This window comes from Halobacillus litoralis, assembly GCF_004101865.1.
In the GTDB taxonomy this organism is placed as follows: Bacteria; Bacillota; Bacilli; order Bacillales; family Halobacillaceae; genus Halobacillus; species Halobacillus litoralis_A.
The window spans coordinates 1,467,719-1,486,593 of the sequence record NZ_CP026118.1; the positions used below are offsets into that span (position 1 = coordinate 1,467,719).

The following is an 18,875-nucleotide window of genomic DNA, read 5'->3' on the forward strand; positions in this document are numbered from 1 at the left end:
CCCTTCCACTAAAATATAGGAAGGGGATTTTCTATAGGCAAGGATTCACATTTATATCTTTTCAGTTAGTTCTACATACAATTGTTGAGGGACTTGATGCTCTAACTCTAGTTGGATCTCGATCGGCTTTTCTCCCGAATAAAAAATAGTCCTACCTTTTCCTATATAAATAAATGGTTCTCGAAAGCCCTTTTCTATCTCTTTGTATTTACGAACAAATAAGTGAAGTCGTATCCCTTTCTCCTCATTCTTAATAATATTTTGTCCTATCGGTGAGCTTTGAGATGTTTGGTTCGGTGTCTCCCATTGGAATCGTGTCGGGCTGATGAAGCGATCGTTATAATTAACACTCTCTGCAATTCCTGCATCTTTATGAAGGTCGACAAAAAGAAAGTATTCATTGCCATTTTTCAAAAGTCCTGACCCACGAAAAGAGGAATGGCTTTTTTCATAATTTGAGATAAGCGCGACCTCTGCCATATTATATTGTTCGTATAGCTTAAAGTAAGGAACCCCGTAACTCTCCGCCCCAAAATTTCTTTCGTACCGGAACAGGCCATACTCGATTACGTCTACAAAATAATCATAGTACACAGGATGAGACAGTAACTCTTCCAACACATCTGTTCTACTCAACGTTTCCCCACTCCATACGTAAAGTTTAGGTATAGAGTTCTTCTCTCTTGTATCAAAAAATTCTTGATTCAAGAAACGTAAAGCATGAAAGACACTCTCATCAGGAACAGCTTTGACCCATTTTAAAATCTCCCTTTTAGCTTGTTGAAAAGAAACCGTTTTTTCTTTCAGCAGATAATGGACAATAATAAGATCATACGGCCGTTTAATTGGGAGCATCTTTGATAACCATTTGAGCGTACTTTCAAATAAATCATCGGCTAATAACAGTTTTAATTGATCGTCTTTTTCTGCTTTAGCGACAAAGTTTACATACGTTTGGTCTTTCATGATGAATTTTACTGGGTCCGGGGCTCCATCATATCTGTAGTAATCCATTAACATAAAAGGGACGGCCCCTTGCCTTATTTTCTTAAATTCAAAATACTGTTCTTTTAGGTATTTGCTCGACATGAACTTTTCTTGATCGATTTGTTCTAATATACGCTCAGCTGAAATTTTGTCCATCTGGATATGAGTAGCGCCTGGTAAATGAGCAAAACCACTAGCAATGGCAACCTTCAAGCTTTCTTTGTCATAATAACGTTGTCCGTTCAAGGCGATGGCAATCAAGAAAGCTTTTGTATGGTTTCCTATAAAATCAAGAACAGTCAAGAATTGCTTTTGGGGGTACTTCCTTAATCCTCTTCCCAACTGCTGGATAAAAACAATCGGGGAATCAGTCGGACGTAACATTAAAACCGTGTTAACAGAAGGGATATCTACACCTTCGTTAAAAATATCCACGGTAAAGATGAATTGAAGTGGATGTTCTTCATCTTCCAGCTTTTTTATCCATTTCTGCCTAACTTCTGAGGAATCATCACCAGAAAGAAAAGCGCTTGCCAAGCCTCTTTGATTAAATTGCTCCGCCATGTATCTTGCATGATCAAGGTTAGCGCAGAACCCAAGTGCTTTTCTTTTCATTCCATCATGACCATAAAAGTTCATTTTATCTATTATGAATTCCACTCGTTCATTTATCTGAAGCCGTTTGGCAATCTCATGAACGTCGTCAACAGACAGATCGCTTAAATCAATATCACCGATGTCGGTAATACCAAAGTAGTGAAAAGGAACCACAATCCCATCATCTAAAGCGTCATGGAGACGTACTTCAAGAGCGACATTTTGATCAAACAGTCCAAAAATCGAATGATTGTCACTTCGTTCAGGTGTAGCAGTCATTCCAAGCTGAAACGTTGGCTGGAAATAATCGATTACTTTTTTATAAGATTCAGCGGTCGCATGGTGTGCTTCATCATAAATAATATAGTCAAATTCATGCGGGGAGAATTGTTGATAATGATTTGAAAGCGTACTTATATTCGCAAAAATATAGTCAGCGTTATGATCTTTACGTGTCCCTGTCATCATTCCAAAAGAGAGGTCAAATCCATACATCAGCTTTTCAAACGTCTCTTTCGCTTTCTGCAAAATTTCTTCGCGGTGAACGACGAATAATAGACGCTTCGGCCTTATATGTCTCACATCAAAAGCAGACATATAAGTTTTTCCTGTACCGGTAGCTGCAATGACGAGCGCCTTCTTCTCTCCCACTGAACGTAACCGGGTCAAATTATCCATCGCTCTTCGTTGCATGGAGTTAGGAGTTATGTATGCTGGTTTCTCAAAAATAGCATTTTGTTCGGCAATCCCACGCAGATTTTGGAAATATCTTTTGTAATCAAATAAAAATTCATCCGTTGCTCCCTGACTCCTTTCCCAAAGACGCTCGAACTCCTGGATGACTTGTTGAACAAAATTTGCATCTTGTTTTGAAATGATCTCCACATTCCACTCGACATTACTCTTCAATGCGGATTGAGTAATATTGGAAGAACCTATAATCACTTTATAATAGTCATCATATTCAAATAGGTAAGCTTTTGTATGGAAACCTTCTGTTTGATCCGTAACAAAAACCTTCAAATCTATATTCTGAAATTCCCTTATCTTTTCCAATGCTTTTGGGTCGGTGAAATTCAAATAAGTGGAAGTTAAAACTTTCCCGGAAACACCTCCCTCTTCTGCTTCTTTTAAAGCTTCAAGGAGCAGTTGAACACCACTAAAGTTCATAAAGGCAACACTAAAATAAAAGCGTTGACAAGTTTCAATGGAGGATGTTAATTCTTTTAGTAGATTGGTAGATTCTGAGTTTACGATTAATCGATTTTCCTCATCCATGCAGGACCTCCTCCCTAAGTCTTTCCTAATATTGTAACATGCCTATCCTTTGGATCTAGAAAAAGTCAGCCTCGATGAGAGACTGACTTTAAACCTTTTCCTCAGATTTCCGAAGCAAGCCATTTTCAATACAAACATCCAAAAGCAGCTCTTTGTATCCGACTTCATCAAAGCGAATACCTATTTGATCTCCGCCATACTCTGCGATGATACCAGGACCGAATTTTCGATGGACGACCTTTCTCCCCAGTTCAATTTCGTCTGGTTTCAGGAGGTTCTCATCTGAAAGATCAGGAGCATGCCCTCTTCGTTTTGATTTTTCAGCGGCCGGTTGAATGATTTTTCTCACATTCATGGCAAAAATCGATTCTGTCACACGTTCGCTTCCTTTATAGTTGTAAGTCAAAAGCTCCAGATTTGTTCTTGCCCGTGTCATCCCGACATAGAAAAGGCGTACCGCTTCTTCCATTGGCCCTGTATCTTGATTTCGATATGTTTCCATATCCTCTTTGGATGGGATTACCCCATTGATAAGATCGATCATATAGACTTTGTCATACTCCAACCCTTTGGCACTGTGAAAAGTGGTCAAGGTGAGGGCGCTTTTATTTTTGTTGTATTTTGATGTTTGCAGTAATTTCTCTAATTCCTTCAAACGATCAGCAAAACCTTTGAGCGATCCGAGTCCTTCTGCAATCTTTTCGAGAGTATCAAGAATGCTCATGAGATGTTCCACATTGAACCCGAATTTCTCCACCATCTTTTGGATAGCACGATCATAACCGAGTTTCTCCCGAATGGTGCGGATCGCTTTGTAAGGCTCCATTCCGTTCAGTTCCTTGAAAAGCTTCTTCGCCTGTTTGATGTTCCTGTACTGATAGTCAGGCAGTGTACTGTCCAACAGAATATCGAAAACTGAGATTTGGGAGTTTTTCTTTTTCTTCAAATAGAAAATCTGCTGCTTTGATATATAGGCATTGAATTTCGTATGAATTCTCTCTAAGATATCAACGCGGCGATCGTTGTAGGAAAAGCGCATGAAGTTCAGCATATCTTCGACAATCCAGTGTTTGAAAAACTTTGCATCAATGTCCTTCATATAAAAATCGATTCCGGCTTTGTCCAGTTTATCGGCAAGCGGGACCGCTGAAGAGTTGTTCCGGTATAGGACAGCGATTTCCTCTGCCCCTCCGCTCTTTTTGATTTCTTCAGTGACATAATTCAACTGTTCCTCGTATTTACTCATGTTTTTGACTTCGACCTGTTTATGCCCCTCGTTTTTTGTGAACATTTCTTTCGAATAACGATTCTTGTTCCGTTTGATGAACTGATTAGACGCTTTCACGATTTCCTGCGACGATCGGTAGTTTTGCGACATCGTCATCACCGTCGCATCCTCATACGTCTTTTCAAACTGCAGAAGCTTCGTGACGTCCGAGCCTCTCCACATGAAGATCGACTGATCATCATCCGCAACTACACATAGATTGTTTTGTGGTTTGGCTAACAGTTCGACAATCTCATGCTGAACGATGGAATTGTCCTGGCTTTCATCTGTCAAAATATATTCGAACTGCTGTTGATACTTTGATAAGATCTCGGTATCGCCCAATAAGATTTGGTGACAATAGGTCAGCATATCATCGAAATCCAACAGCAGCTTCCCATCATGATTTTTCTTGAACCGTTCATACGATTGATAGATGGCTGCCGCATTCAATACGTCCGATGTGACACCACCTAAGTCGCCGGTCTGGATCATACGATTCTTCACAAAACTGATGTAGGTCATCAGTTCGTCCATCTCATCATCAGTAATCTGTGTGCCATTCATTTCCTCATAAAGCTTTTTCAAAATGAACTTTTTATGAAGAGGAATGTCGGGGCCGTCCCATCCTTTTTTCAGCTCTTCATCACTGATGTTTCCTTCGATCAGCTGAAACTGCTGCCCATTTTTTGTTAAAGATTCCCGAACGACCTTAAACGCGAAACTATGGATAGTGGAAAAGTGAACATAGTCCTCCGTTAAGCTGGAAAAGAAACGACCGAACCGTTCTGACATATCATTTGCCGATGCTTTACTGAAAGTGATTGCCATGATTCTGTCTGCTTTCACTTTTTTCTCCAGTAACAGATAGCCGATTTTCATATTCAGGGTCGTCGTTTTACCAGAGCCAGGTGATGCGAGCAAAAGCAACGGCCCATCCGTATGCAGGACCGCTCGCTTCTGGACATCATTCAAACAAACCCCTGTTTTTTCTTCCATCAAATTAAAAAAACGCGTGGACATATACGCCCCCCCTCCAAATAATGTTATCGCCATTCAATTAATGGCATCGATCAGAAAAACGAATGACCTGCATGGACAATCAGCAACAACCATTTACCACCGCCCACTCTGCTTCAACCATTCTTCAGTCACACATATATAGAAATCCTTTTCTTCTTTATGACGTTTATTAAAAGTGAAAGCCTCTATTAATTGTCTTGTGGAGTGATTTCGGGCAGCTACAGGAGCTTCCGTTACAAATTCATTCTGTTTCCGCTCCTCGATCAATGCTTTATGTATCCTGCTCATTAAGGATTGAATAGCATTCCATTTTCTTTTTTGTAGATTCATTCGTAAAGCAAACCCCAACTCATTTTATCAAGAAAACAACCCAGCATACACATGGAATTGTTTATCCATTTTGTTCTACATTTTCCGCTATATTTTCAATCCATTACGATAGATACCTTAATTGAATCCTTCATTGAGGAAGTGAAAAACCCTTGACTTTTTCATCCTCCCTCCTGTTTTAATATCCCTTTTCGCACTACATTCGAAGGCACCTACCCCATACATAAGAATTTCTGTGTTGCTCCATACTTAAGGTAAGGAGGTGTTCATTGATGGCGAAGAAAACTAAGAAACACGATGCAGAACAAAAAAATAAAAAGGGTTTCGATCCGAAAAAAGCGGACACAGAGTTTTCAGAGGAATTCGGTAGTGCAGCAGCTAATAAGGCTCATAAAGAAGAGGCAAAAAAAGCACGCAAATCCAAAACGGCTAAACAAGATAACTAAAAGTAAGCACACCTTTAGCTTTTTAAAACCTTATCGTGAAGGGAATTCCCTTCACGATTATGGATTTAGCGGTATAACTAGTCATCACTGCTATCACCAAAACTCTCTCCACTGTGAAATTGATCTCCACCCATGTCAATCGAGTGATAGTATTCGGCGTCTGGATGTTCCAGCACCTGATTTCGCTTTTGCTCATATGTCCTAATAAAGTGAAGAACGGAAAATCCGATTCCGCCGAACAGAGCTATGTAGCCTAAATAATCCAATTCTTGAAAGAGATAGATGCTGACAGACGTATTCGCGGCTAAGAGCAGCAGGAGTTCTATTACTTTCAGCATAACCTCCCCCCTTTTCTGATTTTTTCTTCTTTGCATACGGTGTGGTTCACCATTATGTTTCATCATGGATAAATTGTGTCCTTCTCGCCAAACTTTCATTTCCTCTGCCTATCAACGCCTGCATGATTCGATCATCCCTATGTTAAAATAGAAGAATCATAGAAAGAAGAATGAACTTAGGAGTGGACGATTGATGGACAAAAAAGACATAGCCGGTATCCGCAGACAGTTGAAAGTGGATAATGATTTGCTCAAGATTTCAAACATATTCAACGTATATATCATGAAGGAAAGCACAGAAATTTACCACCACCAGAGCCAGCCGTTCGAAATGCTCGATCGAGATCAACAGGAGCTCTTTATGAACAACTTCAAAAAAACCCTGTCAGGCCAGCTCGATGAAAAGTTATTTGAACTGAAATTCGTGCGTGAAGCGGAAGATCACAGTCAGCTCATTTTACATAAAGGTTTACTTAGCAGCCACGTCGATGATTGGAAAGAACAAATGCTGTTGATGACAGAGAAAATCATCAAAGATCATCCTTATGAAAAGGATGTCGTCATCACATTCATCCGTGCTGAATACATGAAACCAACGAGAAGGCGGAATGAAGAAACGGAGGAAGGCGGACGGGATGCCGTTTACTCCAACCCCTTCATTCTTTGCAGCATCAACAAAACCGAAGAACCAAAAAAGGAAATACAATTCGACTACGTTGAGAAGGAGTTTAAGTACAAAATTGAAGTTGATCCAGTCATCGATCTCAAAAACCCGATGTCAGGATTTCTTTTCCCTGGAATCACTGATGGCGCCTCTGATGTGAACCACGTCCTTTATGCGGCAGGCAAAGCCAACGAGCCAGACTACCGTTTTATTGAGGAAGTATTGAATGGAGAAGAGATAATGACAGCGAAAGAAGACAAAGCGGTGTTCGAGGAGGTCATCAGGGATGTTGTAGGTGATCAGGTCAATCCTTCTACACTCGCCAATGTCTATGGAGAAATCAATCGTACTGTAGAAGAAAACGAAGAAGATACACCACCAAAACTCGACTATAAAGACGTGGAACGTGTGTTGAATCAGAGCGGGGAACAAGTCGATTCCGAAAAAGTGAAAAGCGCTTTCCAAAAAATCACGGATGATGAAGGCTATGAGCTTAAAGCGAGCAGCATCGTTCCGAAATATAAATCAAAATCAATCAAAATCAACACAAAAATCGCCAACATATCCATCAGCCCCCAAGACCTGGAGTACGTAAGGCAAGTCAACTATAAAGGGAAACGCTGCATCATGATTGAAGTGGAAGAGGATGCAGAAATTGAAGGGTTCAAAATGCTGCCGGAAGCTTTTGGTGAGTGATAGATTTATAAGCTGCTGAGGTGATTTGCGTCTGCCCCCAACGAGGGACAGGCGCTATTTCATCATAAAATTGAAAGTCAACGGGACGACGCTTTACATTTTTTCATTCAAAAGACTGGAGAGGTCTCCATTAAATATGCTGCAGAAGCTGTTTCAGCTCACTGAAGTCATCGACTACCTTATCAGCCTGAGAAAGCTCATCTTCTCTGGCAAAGTCGAAACGACACCCAACAGCCACTAAACCGTTTTCTTTAGCTGCCTTTATATCTGAAAGGCGATCCCCTACAACAACACCATCAGTAATCTTATATTTTTCCGTAATCCGCTGAACTAAATCTGTTTTACTTAATGAATCAATTTGTTCTATACTGAACGTTTCCGTTACCCAATTATCCAATTGATAATGACTTACAATAGCACTTAAGTATTCCGTTAATCCATTACTTGCTATGTAAATAGAACAATCATTCGCTTTCAAAAAACTGAAGACTTCTTTGATATTAGAATATAACGCACCTTTTCCACTTTTAATATTTTCTATTAATCTCTCAAGAAAATAGTCATTCATGTGTGCCCTTATCTCATTTGAATGATCAGGCAGTAATGCTTCCCAAACTTCTGGTAACGGGACACCCATAATCTCCCGGTATTGATCAATAGGTGTACTGCTATCCCATTGATTCAGGGACCTTAAATGAATAAAGGCGTCTTCTAAAGATCGTTCCAAAATTGTATCTGTCTTAAAGATTGTACCATCCATATCGAAAATGAATGATTGTGCCATGATTTTTCTCTCCCTTAAGCTTTAATTTATGTAGGATGTTCTTTGATGTTATTCCTTTTGCTCAAACCTTTCAAATAGCCATTTAAATAAAGTCGCCACGACTGAAATGCTGATGATTTCCAAATAACTCTGACTTGATGAAGCAAAGAAAACACCCCAAAGCGTCATCCCCACTAACATCCATATAAAGAACCTAAAATGATTTAACACTTAACCCCCTCCATTCAATACACCACCAAAATTATCAGCCATTATGATAAATGTTTTCCGCCACCTTTTTTAATTCTTCAGCTCGCGAAATGATAAAGGCAGTCATATATTTCTCTAAAAACCACTTATCTGCTATAACACCGACCACCCCTAAAGGAGACTTATAATCAAACGTGTCAATCATCATAGTCCCCCCTTCTTTTTCAACAAACCGGTGTGTATGTATAAAGGATTTGAAGGCGCCTCTTACCATAACATCATTGAATTGTGACGGCTTTTCCATGAATGTCACTTTAGCTGTCAGTTGTTGCCTAATGCCAAAATGTGTAGCTTCCCAGGTTACTGTATCTCCTTCTTCTAATAACCCGTTAGTCACCCCACCTACAGCTTTTTCTTTAGTTGCTCCTGTAGTTTTAGTATGGATATCTACATCTCTTGCAAGATCAAAACAAAGCTTTGCTGGTGCTTGGATAAATTGCTCGTGTTGAATCACAGGCATCTACATTCTCCTTTCTATTGAACCATTTCACACTCTTATCCCCTATATAAACAGAAAGTCCCAAAACTCCCCTTACTAAAGTAAAACTTTCAATTATTCAACTAGTCTGTTACATTAATAGATTTTTTTCTTACCTAGAGCCCACTTCAACTCTTTGTCTAATTCTAACATTATTTGTCAAAATATTTTTTGATAAATCAGTACTTCTCGCTTTCAAATCATAGCGTTTTTTATTATAATTATAATCTAAGAGCGATTATAATTTTTTCACAAATAATAAAGGGGGATTCACACATGGACAAGAATGAAATGCATGATTCTCAAGCTGGTAAATGCCCGGTCTCGCACGACAAGACAAAAGAAGAAAGTGCTGTAACGACGGCGAAAGTCGGGACAACCAATAAAGATTGGTGGCCGAACCAATTAAACCTGCATATTCTGCGTCAGCATGATAAGAAAACCAACCCGATGGGAGAAGACTTTGATTACGCAGAAGCGTTCCAACAGCTGGATTATGACGCACTGAAAGAAGATCTTCATAACCTGATGACAGACAGTCAAGACTGGTGGCCTGCAGATTATGGACATTATGGACCCCTGTTCATCCGTATGTCCTGGCACGCAGCAGGAACTTATCGTACAGGTGACGGACGCGGTGGCGGTGGATCAGGCAACCAGCGCTTTGCCCCTCTGAACAGCTGGCCTGATAACGCAAGCCTTGATAAAGCCCGACGATTGTTATGGCCGATTAAACAGAAGTATGGAAATAAAATTTCTTGGGCCGACCTACTTGTCCTGACAGGGAATGTCGCACTTGAGTCGATGGGCTTGAAAACATTCGGTTTCGGCGGTGGACGTGAAGACATTTATCACCCTGAAGAAGACATCTACTGGGGAACTGAGAAAGAGTGGCTCGAAGACAACCGTTACTCCGGGGACCGAGAGCTGGAAAGCCCGCTTGCAGCCGTTCAAATGGGGCTGATCTATGTGAACCCTGAAGGACCGAACGGTGAACCTGATCCACTTGCAAGTGCCCGCGATATCCGCGAAACATTTGCCCGTATGGGGATGAATGATGAAGAGACCGTCGCTCTTATTGCCGGCGGCCACACATTCGGTAAAGCCCACGGTGCAGGGGATCCTGAAAAAGTAGGGCCATCACCAGAAGCAGCACCCATTGAATCTCAAGGCTTAGGCTGGCAGAGCTCACACGGAAGCGGAAAAGGCCGTGACACGATTACAAGTGGCGTCGATGGCGCATGGACAGCTAACCCGACGGTTTGGGATAATGGATACTATGATCTTTTATTCGGCTATGAGTGGGAGCTTACGAAAAGTGCTGCAGGTGCCAATCAATGGGCTCCGGTAAACCCTAAAGATGAAGATCTCGCACCAGATGCCGAAGATCCATCTGTTAAAGTTCCTACGTTCATGACAACAGCAGATATGGCATTACGAATGGACCCTGACTACGAAAAGATATCACGCCATTACCATAAGAATCCGGATGAATTCGCAGACGCTTTTGCACGCGCGTGGTTCAAATTGCTTCACCGTGACATGGGACCTAAAGACAGATATCTCGGACCTGAAGTTCCTGAAGAAGATCTGATTTGGCAGGATTCTGTTCCATCTGTTAATTATGAATTGACAGATTCAGAGATCGCAAACTTGAAAGAAAAAATCCTCAACTCAGGATTAACTGTTGGTGAGCTTGTGACAACTGCATGGGCTTCTGCCAGCACATTCCGCGGCTCTGATAATCGCGGTGGTGCCAATGGCGGCCGTATCCGTCTTGAACCTCAGAAGAACTGGGAAGTCAACGAGCCGGAACAGCTTTCAAGAGTACTGTCTGTCTATGAAGACATCCAAAATGACCTATATAAAAAAATATCCCTAGCTGATTTGATCGTCCTCGGTGGTAGTGCAGCTGTAGAAAAAGCCGCCAAAGATGCCGGAATTGCTATCACTGTTCCATTTGCACCTGGACGCGGGGACGCTACACAAGAGCAAACAGATGTGGAAAGCTTTGAAGTACTAGAGCCGATGGCAGATGGATTCCGCAACTATGAGAAGAAGAAATACACATTAAGTCCAGAGGAACTTCTCGTAGATAAAGCACAACTTCTGGGACTCTCCGCACCGGAAATGACCGCCCTTATCGGCGGGATGCGCGTACTTGGTACAAACCATGATGGCAAAGAGCACGGTGTATTCACAGATCGAGTCGGCACACTAACCAACGACTTTTTCGTCAATCTTCTTGATATGAACATTGAGTGGAAGCCGTCCGACTACAACGAATACGAAGGTCGCGACCGTCAAACAGGCGAGCTCGTTCGAACAGCCACCCGTGTTGACCTTGTCTTCGGTTCTAATTCCGTTCTACGTTCACTTGCAGAGGTTTATGCACAAGACGACAACAAAGAGAAATTTGTGCTTGCCTTCGCAGCTGCTTGGGTAAAAGTCATGAACGCCGACCGTTTCGATTTGAAGACGAAGAAAGATTTGATGTATCACAATGCATAACTAAAAAGCAGGAGGCTGAACCAGCCTCCTGCTTTTCTTTATTCCTCCATCTCCACTACTCTAACTACTTTATGGCCACAGTTTTTGCATTTACCATCCAACATGACACCCACAGAATGATCGACAATGATGAAGTCTGTGATGGTGACTGTATCATTACAACCGGTACAACGGACATTTGCTTTGAGTTTCTTTCTGAAGTCTTCAGGAATCGATAACCACTTTTTGTTTGCTTCCATTTGTGACTCTCCTTTAAATGAACTGCTGTTATAGCCATGCTTTGTCTCTCTAATAAAAGCATAAAAGCTTCATGTTCATGCTATACCTTTGAAGGAATTCCCTATCTCTATAGAGACTAAGTTGCATTCGTTAATAAACCTACATAATAATAATATCGTACCATGAATAACCTTCTAAGGCTTTCTTAATCTTTTCATCTCTTTTCTTTAACGGTGATTCATCAAAAGGTTCTTTTCCTTCTATTACCTTTATCGTTTCCCGTATGGCTGCACGAACTTTTTTATAATCTATTTCCTTCCATAATTGCAAGTATGGAATAAAGCCCCTGTTGCCTGACTCTTTAATTTTCTCAAGCATTAAGAGGATCATCTCTCTGTTCCGATCCTTCAGATAGCTCATATCCGGATTCTTTTTGCCTTGTTTGATCCACTCATTCCATTCATGAACAAGCATATCTGCATATTGATCGGATTGAACCAGCCATCCTTTATCTGTGAAAACAATCAAAAGCAGCTTCCAGTCTTTTTGCAAGTCCAAGAAATCATGAGCAATCATCCAATTAATTTTCTTGGTAATATCATCGATTTTCTCATCTTTATAAAATCCGTAGCCAGGGTTTTTGTCCAAACCTAGCTCCAATAATTTCTTCTCCTTCGATCCTTTCAAAATCTTGGCAAGCTGTGTCCTGCCTCCCCGGGCAATGATCGAGTCTGCTGTCTCCAAGATGATTCTGATTTCTTTGTGGGATAATGGATTTTGTGCCATTGAACATCCACCTCCTCAAAGTTTTGCTAAAGGACTTTACATAGTTCTTCGTACAAACGCTAATGCTTTTTGCAGGTTCATATTACTTTTTTTCCAGCCACGTCACACACTCCACATGGCTCGTCTGTGGGAACATATCGACAGGCTGAACTTCTTTCGTCTCATACCCTCCGTCTTCCAAAATACGCAAATCACGAGAAAGCGTGGAAGGATTACAGGATACGTAAACAATTCGGTCTGGTTCCATATCAAGCATCGCTTTCAGCAGCTCTTCATCACAGCCTTTTCGAGGTGGATCAACGACAATAACATCAGGTCTCAACCCCTGGTTGCGCCACCATGGCATGAGCTCCTCTGCTTGTCCGACGTAGAACTCAGCATTTTCCAGTTTGTTCAGACGGGCGTTTTTCTTCGCGTCCGTTACAGCTTCCGGTACGATTTCAACACCTAACACTTTTTTAGCCTTCTGGGCGAGAAACAACGAGATGGTACCGATGCCACAGTATGCATCAATGACTGTTTCACCGCTTCTTAAGTCAGCGTATTCAAGCGCTTGATCATAAAGCTTTTTCGTCTGTGTCGGGTTAACCTGGTAAAACGATTTTGGTGAGATCATGAATTTGATATCGCCAATCATGTCATAAATGTATTCGTCTCCCCAAATAACATTGGTTTCTTTCCCTAAGATGACGTTTGTTTTGGCGCTGTTGACGTTATGAACAATCGACTTTACGTTCGGATAAGCATCACGGATTTCGTCGATCAGCTTATCTTTGTGCGGTAGCTTTTTAGTTTTCGTAACAAGAACAATCATGATGTCTTTTGTCGTCTGGCCGGTTCGAATCATTATATGCCTTAGTACACCGCGGTGGGTTTGTTCATCGTAAGCATCGATGCCGTGTTTGGAAGCGATGCGGCGGACCGTTTCTACCATGCGGTCATTCATTTCATCTTGAATCAGACAAGTGTCCATATCAATGATGTTGTGGCTTCGTTTCTGGTAAAATCCTGTCATCAGTTCTCCATTTTCTTTTTGTCCGACAGGGATTTGCACTTTATTACGGTAGCGCCACGGATCGTCCATACCGATGGTCGGGTGGACAGGGACATGTTCAAGGTGACCGATTTTCTTCATGTTATCTTTTACTTGCTTCTGTTTCATATCGAGCTGCATTTGGTAGCTCATATGCTGAAGCTGACATCCTCCACACTGATAGAACACATCACAAGGCGGTTCGACCCGGTCTTCACTCGATTCTTTAATATCCAGTAGTTTGCCGAAGCCGAAGTTCTTCTTTACTTTCACCACTTTGACTTCTGCCTTTTCACCAGGAAGGCCATATGGTACGAAAAGTGGATAGCCATCGACTTTCCCCACCCCATTGCCTTCGTGCGTCAAATCTTCGAAACTGAGTTCGATCGTTTCGTTTTTCTGTACCGGCGGTTTTGGTTTCGCCATTCATCATCCGTCCTTTTTCTATATACTCTATAACAGTTTATCATATCATTAAGTGCGGAGTCGCCCTGGTAGCTCCGACAAGCATAAGAACAACATTACTAAAAAAGCTCTTCATTTCCAAAGCTCGCGTAAAGTCTGAGGAGGCTCAGGGACGGCCCACGGAAAGCGAATCGTTTCCCGGGGCCCCTTAACCCAGTAAATATTCCAGAATCGAATTTCCAGATAACTACCATTTTTAAAAAAGTAAAAGAACGCCACCGCTTCATTCAGCAGTAGCGCTCCCCATTATTCCTCTTCTTTCACCCTGAACTTTTCTTCTGGAACGAAAAAATCCAGGTGTCTGTATAAATTGACAAATTCCCCGGGCAATAATCCACCAAATTCCCCGTCGATATTCAGTTGCATCTTCTCATCTGTCTTCACTTTCACACGACTTGCTGTGGTATGAATGAATTTCGGATGGTTGAGATGGGTGCCTTGAATCGCGAGTGTAGCAATTCGTACGAATTCGGCGATGTTCATTTTTTCTATAATCATCAAATCGAATAGGCCATCGTCCATGCGGGCGGACGGAGCTAATTTTTCTAGACCGCCGACGGAATTGGTGTTGCTGACGAGAAATAGCATGATCTCGCCTTCAAACCATTTGCCGTCATACTCCATCTCGACATAGGTCGGACGGATGGATGGCAGCATTTCGATTCCTTTCAAATAGTAAGCGAGCTGACCGATCATCGTTTTCAACTTGCTTGGGACTTCGTAGGACACTTCGGTGATTTTCCCTCCACCGGCGATGTTCATGAAGTATTGGTCGTTGACGCGTCCGATATCTAATGGATGGGTATAATCTTTCAAGATGATATCGACGGCTTTATGGACGTTTCTAGGTATGTGCAGTGCACGGGCAAAATCGTTGGTTGTCCCGACTGGAATGACGCCGAGTTTCGGTTTGTGCGGTTGTTCGGCAAGTCCGTTGATCACTTCATTAATGGTTCCGTCTCCTCCAGCCGCGACAACAACGTCAAATTTATGATCGACAGCATACTGGGCAGCTTTCACAGCATCTCCAGCACATGTTGTGGCGTGGGCAGAGGTTTCGTAACCGGACTGTTCAAAACGTTGTAGAACGTCCGGGAGAACCTTGCGTATGACTTCTCTTCCAGAGGTCGGGTTGTATATAATTCGGGCACGTTTCATCGTATGACCCCCTTATCCAGGCATGCTCCAAGTAACATCATAGCTCTTTTTTCTGTAATTGCAAACCATTTTTATAGTATATGACCCGAAAGATCAATCCATACGAAAGCACGCACTGATCTTGGTGCGTGCTTTCGTAAAGTTTATAGGACTCAGCGTTTCTCCATTTCAGCTAAAATGATTTTATTGACCATCGGTGGGTTCGCTTGCCCTTTCGTTTCTTTCATCACTTGACCGACAAGGAATCCGAGCGCTTTATCTTTCCCGTTTTTGTAATCCTCGATCGATTGTGGGTTGTTGTCCATGATCTTGACGATAATTTCAGTCAGTTGACCTTCATCAGAGATTTGAACCAATCCTTTATCTTTAACGATCTTTTCAGGATCGCCACCGTTTTCCACGAGCTCTGTGAAGACTTTTTTCGCAATCTTGGATGAGATGGTGCCATCTTCGATCAGCTTGATCATCTTCGCCAGAGATTCTGGTGTTATTTCCAGTTCATGAAGTTCTTTGTATTGCTTATTCATGTACGCGGAGACTTCTCCCATCAACCAGTTGGACGTCTGTTTAATATCCCCGCCGGCTGCAATCGTTTCTTCGAAGAAATCAGAAAGTTCTTTGTTGTTGGTAAGTACCATCGCATCGTATTCCGGAAGTTCAAGTTCCTCGATATAGCGTTTCTTACGAGCGTCAGGAAGTTCAGGAATTTGTGCGAAAATCCGCTCTTTCCAGGCTTCATCGATGTGTAAGGGCACAAGGTCCGGCTCTGGGAAGTAACGATAATCGTCTGATCCTTCTTTGACACGCATGAGGATCGTTTCTTTCGTCTGCTCATCGTAACGACGTGTTTCCTGAAGGATTTCCCCGCCTGCCAGCAGCTCTCTTTCTTGACGAACTTCTTCAAACTCAAGTCCTTTTTGTACGAAGGAGAAGGAGTTCAAGTTCTTGAGCTCTGTTTTTGTACCGAACTCTTCCTGCCCGATCGGACGAATGGAAAGGTTGGCGTCACATCTTAATGAGCCTTCTTCCATCTTACAATCGGAAACGCCGGTGTACTGGATGATATTTTTCAATGCTTCCAAATACGCGTACGCTTCTTTCGGTGTGCGAATGTCAGGCTCAGACACGATTTCGACAAGCGGTGTACCTTGACGGTTGTAGTCGACAAGAGAATAGCCGTCGTCGCTGTGTGTCAGTTTACCCGCATCTTCTTCCATATGAAGACGGGTGATGCCGATGCGTTTTTTCTTACCTTCGACTTCGATATCAATGTAACCATTTTCGCCGATCGGCTTATCAAATTGTGAAATCTGATAAGCTTTCGGATTGTCTGGGTAAAAGTAGTTCTTACGGTCGAACTTGGTATCTGTGGCGATCTCACAGTTCAGAGCCATTGCCGCTTTCATTGCGAAATTAACAGCTTCTTCATTCAAGACCGGCAGTACGCCCGGATAACCGAGGTCGATCGGATTAACGTTCGTATTCGGTGCGTCCCCGAACATATTCGGAGACGGGCTGAATATTTTCGAGTCTGTTTTCAGTTCTACGTGGACTTCAAGTCCGATGATCGTTTCAAAGTTCATTAGCGCGCACCTCCAAGGGACGGGCGTTGTTTATGGAATTCTGTCGCTTGTTCGAAGGCATGGGCTGCACGATAAACCGTACCTTCCTCGAAGTGATTTCCGATGATTTGCAAACCGATAGGCAGGCCTGCGCTGGAGAATCCGCACGGGATAGAGATACCCGGTACACCGGCAAGGTTGACTGGGATCGTCAAAATATCGTTTGCATACATTGTCATTGGATCGTCGACTTTGTCTCCGACTTTGAAGGCAGGTGTCGGTGTCGTCGGCCCGATGATGACATCATAGTCCTGGAACACTTTTTCAAAATCGTTTTTGATTAAAGTACGTACTTGCTGAGCTTTCTTATAATACGCTTCATAATAACCTGAGCTCAATGCAAACGTTCCAAGCATGATCCGGCGCTTCACTTCATCGCCGAAGCCTTCTGCACGGGAACGCATGAACATATCGAGCATCGTTTCTGCATCTTCTGCACGCTTGCCGTAACGGACGCCGTCAAAACGGGCCAAGTTGGCAGATGCTTCTGAAGATGAAAGCAGGTAATACGTCGATAGCGCGTATTTCGAATGTGGAAGAGATACTTCTTCCCATGTCGCGCCTAATTTTTCATATTCTTTAAGAGCGGATTGTACCGCTTCTTTCACTTCTGCCGCAACACCTTCAGCAAGGTATTCTTTTGGTACAGCAATCTTCATGCCTTTCACGTCACCTGTAAGAGCTTCCGTGTATTTCGGCACTTCGACGTTCGCTGATGTAGAGTCCATCTTGTCATGACCAGCAATCGTTTCAAGTAGAAACGCGTTGTCTTCTACGTTTCGAGTAACTGGACCGATTTGGTCTAAAGAAGATGCAAAGGCGATCAGCCCAAAACGTGATACACGACCGTATGTCGGTTTCAGCCCGACAACACCACAGTAAGCGGCTGGCTGACGGATGGAACCGCCTGTATCGGAACCAAGGGAGTAAGGGACTTCTCCTGCCGCTACAGCTGCTGCAGAACCACCACTGGAGCCTCCAGGCACATAATCCGTATTCCAAGGGTTCCGTGCTGCTGAATAGCTGGAGTTTTCATTGGAAGAGCCCATTGCGAACTCATCCATATTCAATTTACCGATTGTGACAGACTTCGCGTCATTCAGCTTGTTGACGACGGTAGCATCGTAAAGTGGATCCTCGAAGTTTGAAAGGATCTGGCTTCCTGCTGTTGTGCGCAAGCCTTTCGTTACGATGTTGTCCTTCACACCGATCGGCAGACCAAACAATTTCGATTCATCACTGCCGCGCACGTTATCAAGTTCAGCTGCTTTCGCAATAGCAGCTTCTTTATTTAATGTAAGAAATGCTTGAACTTGGTCGTCCACTTCGTCGATTCGCTTGTAAGACTCTTCTACTAACTCGGTAACAGTGATTTCTTTGTTATGTAGCTTCTCTTGAAGCTCACGTAATGTATAGTCAAATAGAGACATCGTCGAACCTCCTTATTCCAATACGGATGGCACTTTGAACTGCCCATCCTTTTGATCTGGTGCATTTTTCAGTGCATCTTCCTGCGTGATCCACTTCTTCGGCTCGTCCTTACGCATTACATTCTTCAAATCAAGGACGTGTGTCGTTGGTTCCACACCCGTGGTATCTAGTTCATTCAACTGCTCTGCATAGGTGATAATATCATCTAACTGCTTGGTGAATGTTGTTGCTTCTTCTTCCGTAATCGCAAGACGCGCAAGATTCGCGACGTGCTTCACTTCATCTTTACTGATTCTGGACATAATGCGACCTCCATTTCGATCTCACATAATATATGATCATACCAAACTTCAGAATGTAATTTCAACGTTCGTTGCACACCTTTACTATTTTAACATATCAGGCAGGCCCTGTCTTACGATGCGAAGGTTGTCTCATTTGATAAAAGGGATTTGTACTTATTCAATAACCTTGTCTGCACATGAGGCATTCCAATATGAAAGCAAACAAACC

The 18,875-nt window shown here is 42.5% G+C and carries 17 protein-coding genes; 3 read left to right on the forward strand and 14 right to left on the reverse strand.

What is annotated here, in order from left to right:
• Positions 1-51: 51 nt before the first annotated feature.
• The 3 genes from HLI_RS07465 to HLI_RS07475 all read right to left on the reverse strand — a co-directional run bounded on the left by HLI_RS07465 (position 52) and on the right by HLI_RS07475 (position 5,482).
• Positions 52-2,862, reverse strand: a complete 2,811-nt coding sequence (locus tag HLI_RS07465; RefSeq protein ID WP_128524393.1) for a DEAD/DEAH box helicase — start codon at positions 2,860-2,862, stop codon at positions 52-54.
• Between the two features lie 88 nt (positions 2,863-2,950).
• Positions 2,951-5,152, reverse strand: coding sequence for an ATP-dependent helicase (locus tag HLI_RS07470; RefSeq protein WP_128524395.1), 2,202 nt, complete (start codon positions 5,150-5,152; stop codon positions 2,951-2,953).
• A 93-nt stretch (positions 5,153-5,245) separates the two neighbouring features.
• Positions 5,246-5,482, reverse strand: a complete 237-nt coding sequence (locus HLI_RS07475) for a hypothetical protein (RefSeq protein WP_128524397.1) — start codon at positions 5,480-5,482, stop codon at positions 5,246-5,248.
• 272 nt (positions 5,483-5,754) lie between these two features.
• On the opposite strand from HLI_RS07475, the gene HLI_RS21550 reads away from it, so the two are divergent.
• Positions 5,755-5,928 carry a hypothetical protein gene (locus HLI_RS21550; RefSeq protein ID WP_164908510.1) on the forward strand — a complete coding sequence of 58 codons (174 nt, stop codon included), beginning with the start codon at positions 5,755-5,757 and terminating at the stop codon, positions 5,926-5,928.
• Positions 5,929-6,005: 77 nt separating this feature from the next.
• On the opposite strand, the gene HLI_RS07480 is transcribed toward HLI_RS21550, so the two are convergent.
• A complete protein-coding gene (locus tag HLI_RS07480) occupies positions 6,006-6,266 on the reverse strand; it encodes a hypothetical protein (protein ID WP_128524399.1) in 261 nt (86 codons plus the stop codon).
• 193 nt (positions 6,267-6,459) lie between these two features.
• On the opposite strand from HLI_RS07480, the gene HLI_RS07485 reads away from it, so the two are divergent.
• Positions 6,460-7,626: a DUF4317 domain-containing protein gene (locus HLI_RS07485; protein ID WP_128524401.1), complete on the forward strand. Its 1,167-nt coding sequence runs from the start codon at positions 6,460-6,462 to the stop codon at positions 7,624-7,626.
• Positions 7,627-7,756: 130 nt separating this feature from the next.
• On the opposite strand, the gene HLI_RS07490 is transcribed toward HLI_RS07485, so the two are convergent.
• The 3 genes from HLI_RS07490 to HLI_RS07495 are packed head-to-tail and all read right to left on the reverse strand — an operon-like array spanning position 7,757 to position 9,119.
• The gene (locus HLI_RS07490) at positions 7,757-8,410 is read right to left on the reverse strand and encodes an HAD hydrolase-like protein (protein ID WP_128524402.1); all 654 of its coding nucleotides are present in this window, start codon (positions 8,408-8,410) and stop codon (positions 7,757-7,759) included.
• 48 nt (positions 8,411-8,458) lie between these two features.
• Positions 8,459-8,620 carry a hypothetical protein gene (locus tag HLI_RS21555; protein ID WP_164908511.1) on the reverse strand — a complete coding sequence of 54 codons (162 nt, stop codon included), beginning with the start codon at positions 8,618-8,620 and terminating at the stop codon, positions 8,459-8,461.
• A 34-nt stretch (positions 8,621-8,654) separates the two neighbouring features.
• Positions 8,655-9,119: an SRPBCC family protein gene (locus HLI_RS07495; RefSeq protein ID WP_128524404.1), complete on the reverse strand. Its 465-nt coding sequence runs from the start codon at positions 9,117-9,119 to the stop codon at positions 8,655-8,657.
• Positions 9,120-9,413: 294 nt separating this feature from the next.
• Here HLI_RS07495 and katG point away from each other — a divergent pair, with 294 nt between their 5' ends.
• A complete protein-coding gene (gene katG / locus HLI_RS07500) occupies positions 9,414-11,648 on the forward strand; it encodes a catalase/peroxidase HPI (RefSeq protein WP_128524405.1) in 2,235 nt (744 codons plus the stop codon).
• A 38-nt stretch (positions 11,649-11,686) separates the two neighbouring features.
• On the opposite strand, the gene HLI_RS07505 is transcribed toward katG, so the two are convergent.
• The 7 genes from HLI_RS07505 to gatC all read right to left on the reverse strand — a co-directional run bounded on the left by HLI_RS07505 (position 11,687) and on the right by gatC (position 18,664).
• Positions 11,687-11,887 carry a hypothetical protein gene (locus HLI_RS07505; RefSeq protein ID WP_128524406.1) on the reverse strand — a complete coding sequence of 67 codons (201 nt, stop codon included), beginning with the start codon at positions 11,885-11,887 and terminating at the stop codon, positions 11,687-11,689.
• A gap of 139 nt (positions 11,888-12,026) precedes the next feature.
• Positions 12,027-12,653, reverse strand: coding sequence for an RQC-minor-1 family DNA-binding protein (locus tag HLI_RS07510; protein ID WP_128524407.1), 627 nt, complete (start codon positions 12,651-12,653; stop codon positions 12,027-12,029).
• Positions 12,654-12,735: 82 nt separating this feature from the next.
• A complete protein-coding gene (gene rlmD / locus HLI_RS07515) occupies positions 12,736-14,112 on the reverse strand; it encodes a 23S rRNA (uracil(1939)-C(5))-methyltransferase RlmD (RefSeq protein WP_128524408.1) in 1,377 nt (458 codons plus the stop codon).
• Positions 14,113-14,397: 285 nt separating this feature from the next.
• Entirely contained in the window at positions 14,398-15,309 is a 912-nt protein-coding gene (locus tag HLI_RS07520; RefSeq protein ID WP_128524409.1) for a diacylglycerol kinase, read from the reverse strand.
• A 152-nt stretch (positions 15,310-15,461) separates the two neighbouring features.
• Positions 15,462-16,892, reverse strand: a complete 1,431-nt coding sequence (gatB, locus tag HLI_RS07525; RefSeq protein ID WP_128524410.1) for an Asp-tRNA(Asn)/Glu-tRNA(Gln) amidotransferase subunit GatB — start codon at positions 16,890-16,892, stop codon at positions 15,462-15,464.
• On the reverse strand, positions 16,892-18,361 hold the full coding sequence (gene gatA / locus HLI_RS07530) for an Asp-tRNA(Asn)/Glu-tRNA(Gln) amidotransferase subunit GatA (RefSeq protein WP_128524411.1): 1,470 nt from the start codon (positions 18,359-18,361) through the stop codon (positions 16,892-16,894). The genes gatB and gatA overlap by 1 nt, the downstream gene beginning before the upstream one ends.
• 12 nt (positions 18,362-18,373) lie before the next feature.
• Positions 18,374-18,664 (reverse strand): Asp-tRNA(Asn)/Glu-tRNA(Gln) amidotransferase subunit GatC, encoded by a 291-nt coding sequence (gatC, locus tag HLI_RS07535; RefSeq protein ID WP_128524412.1) that lies wholly within the window; start codon positions 18,662-18,664, stop codon positions 18,374-18,376.
• Positions 18,665-18,875 lie beyond the last annotated feature (211 nt).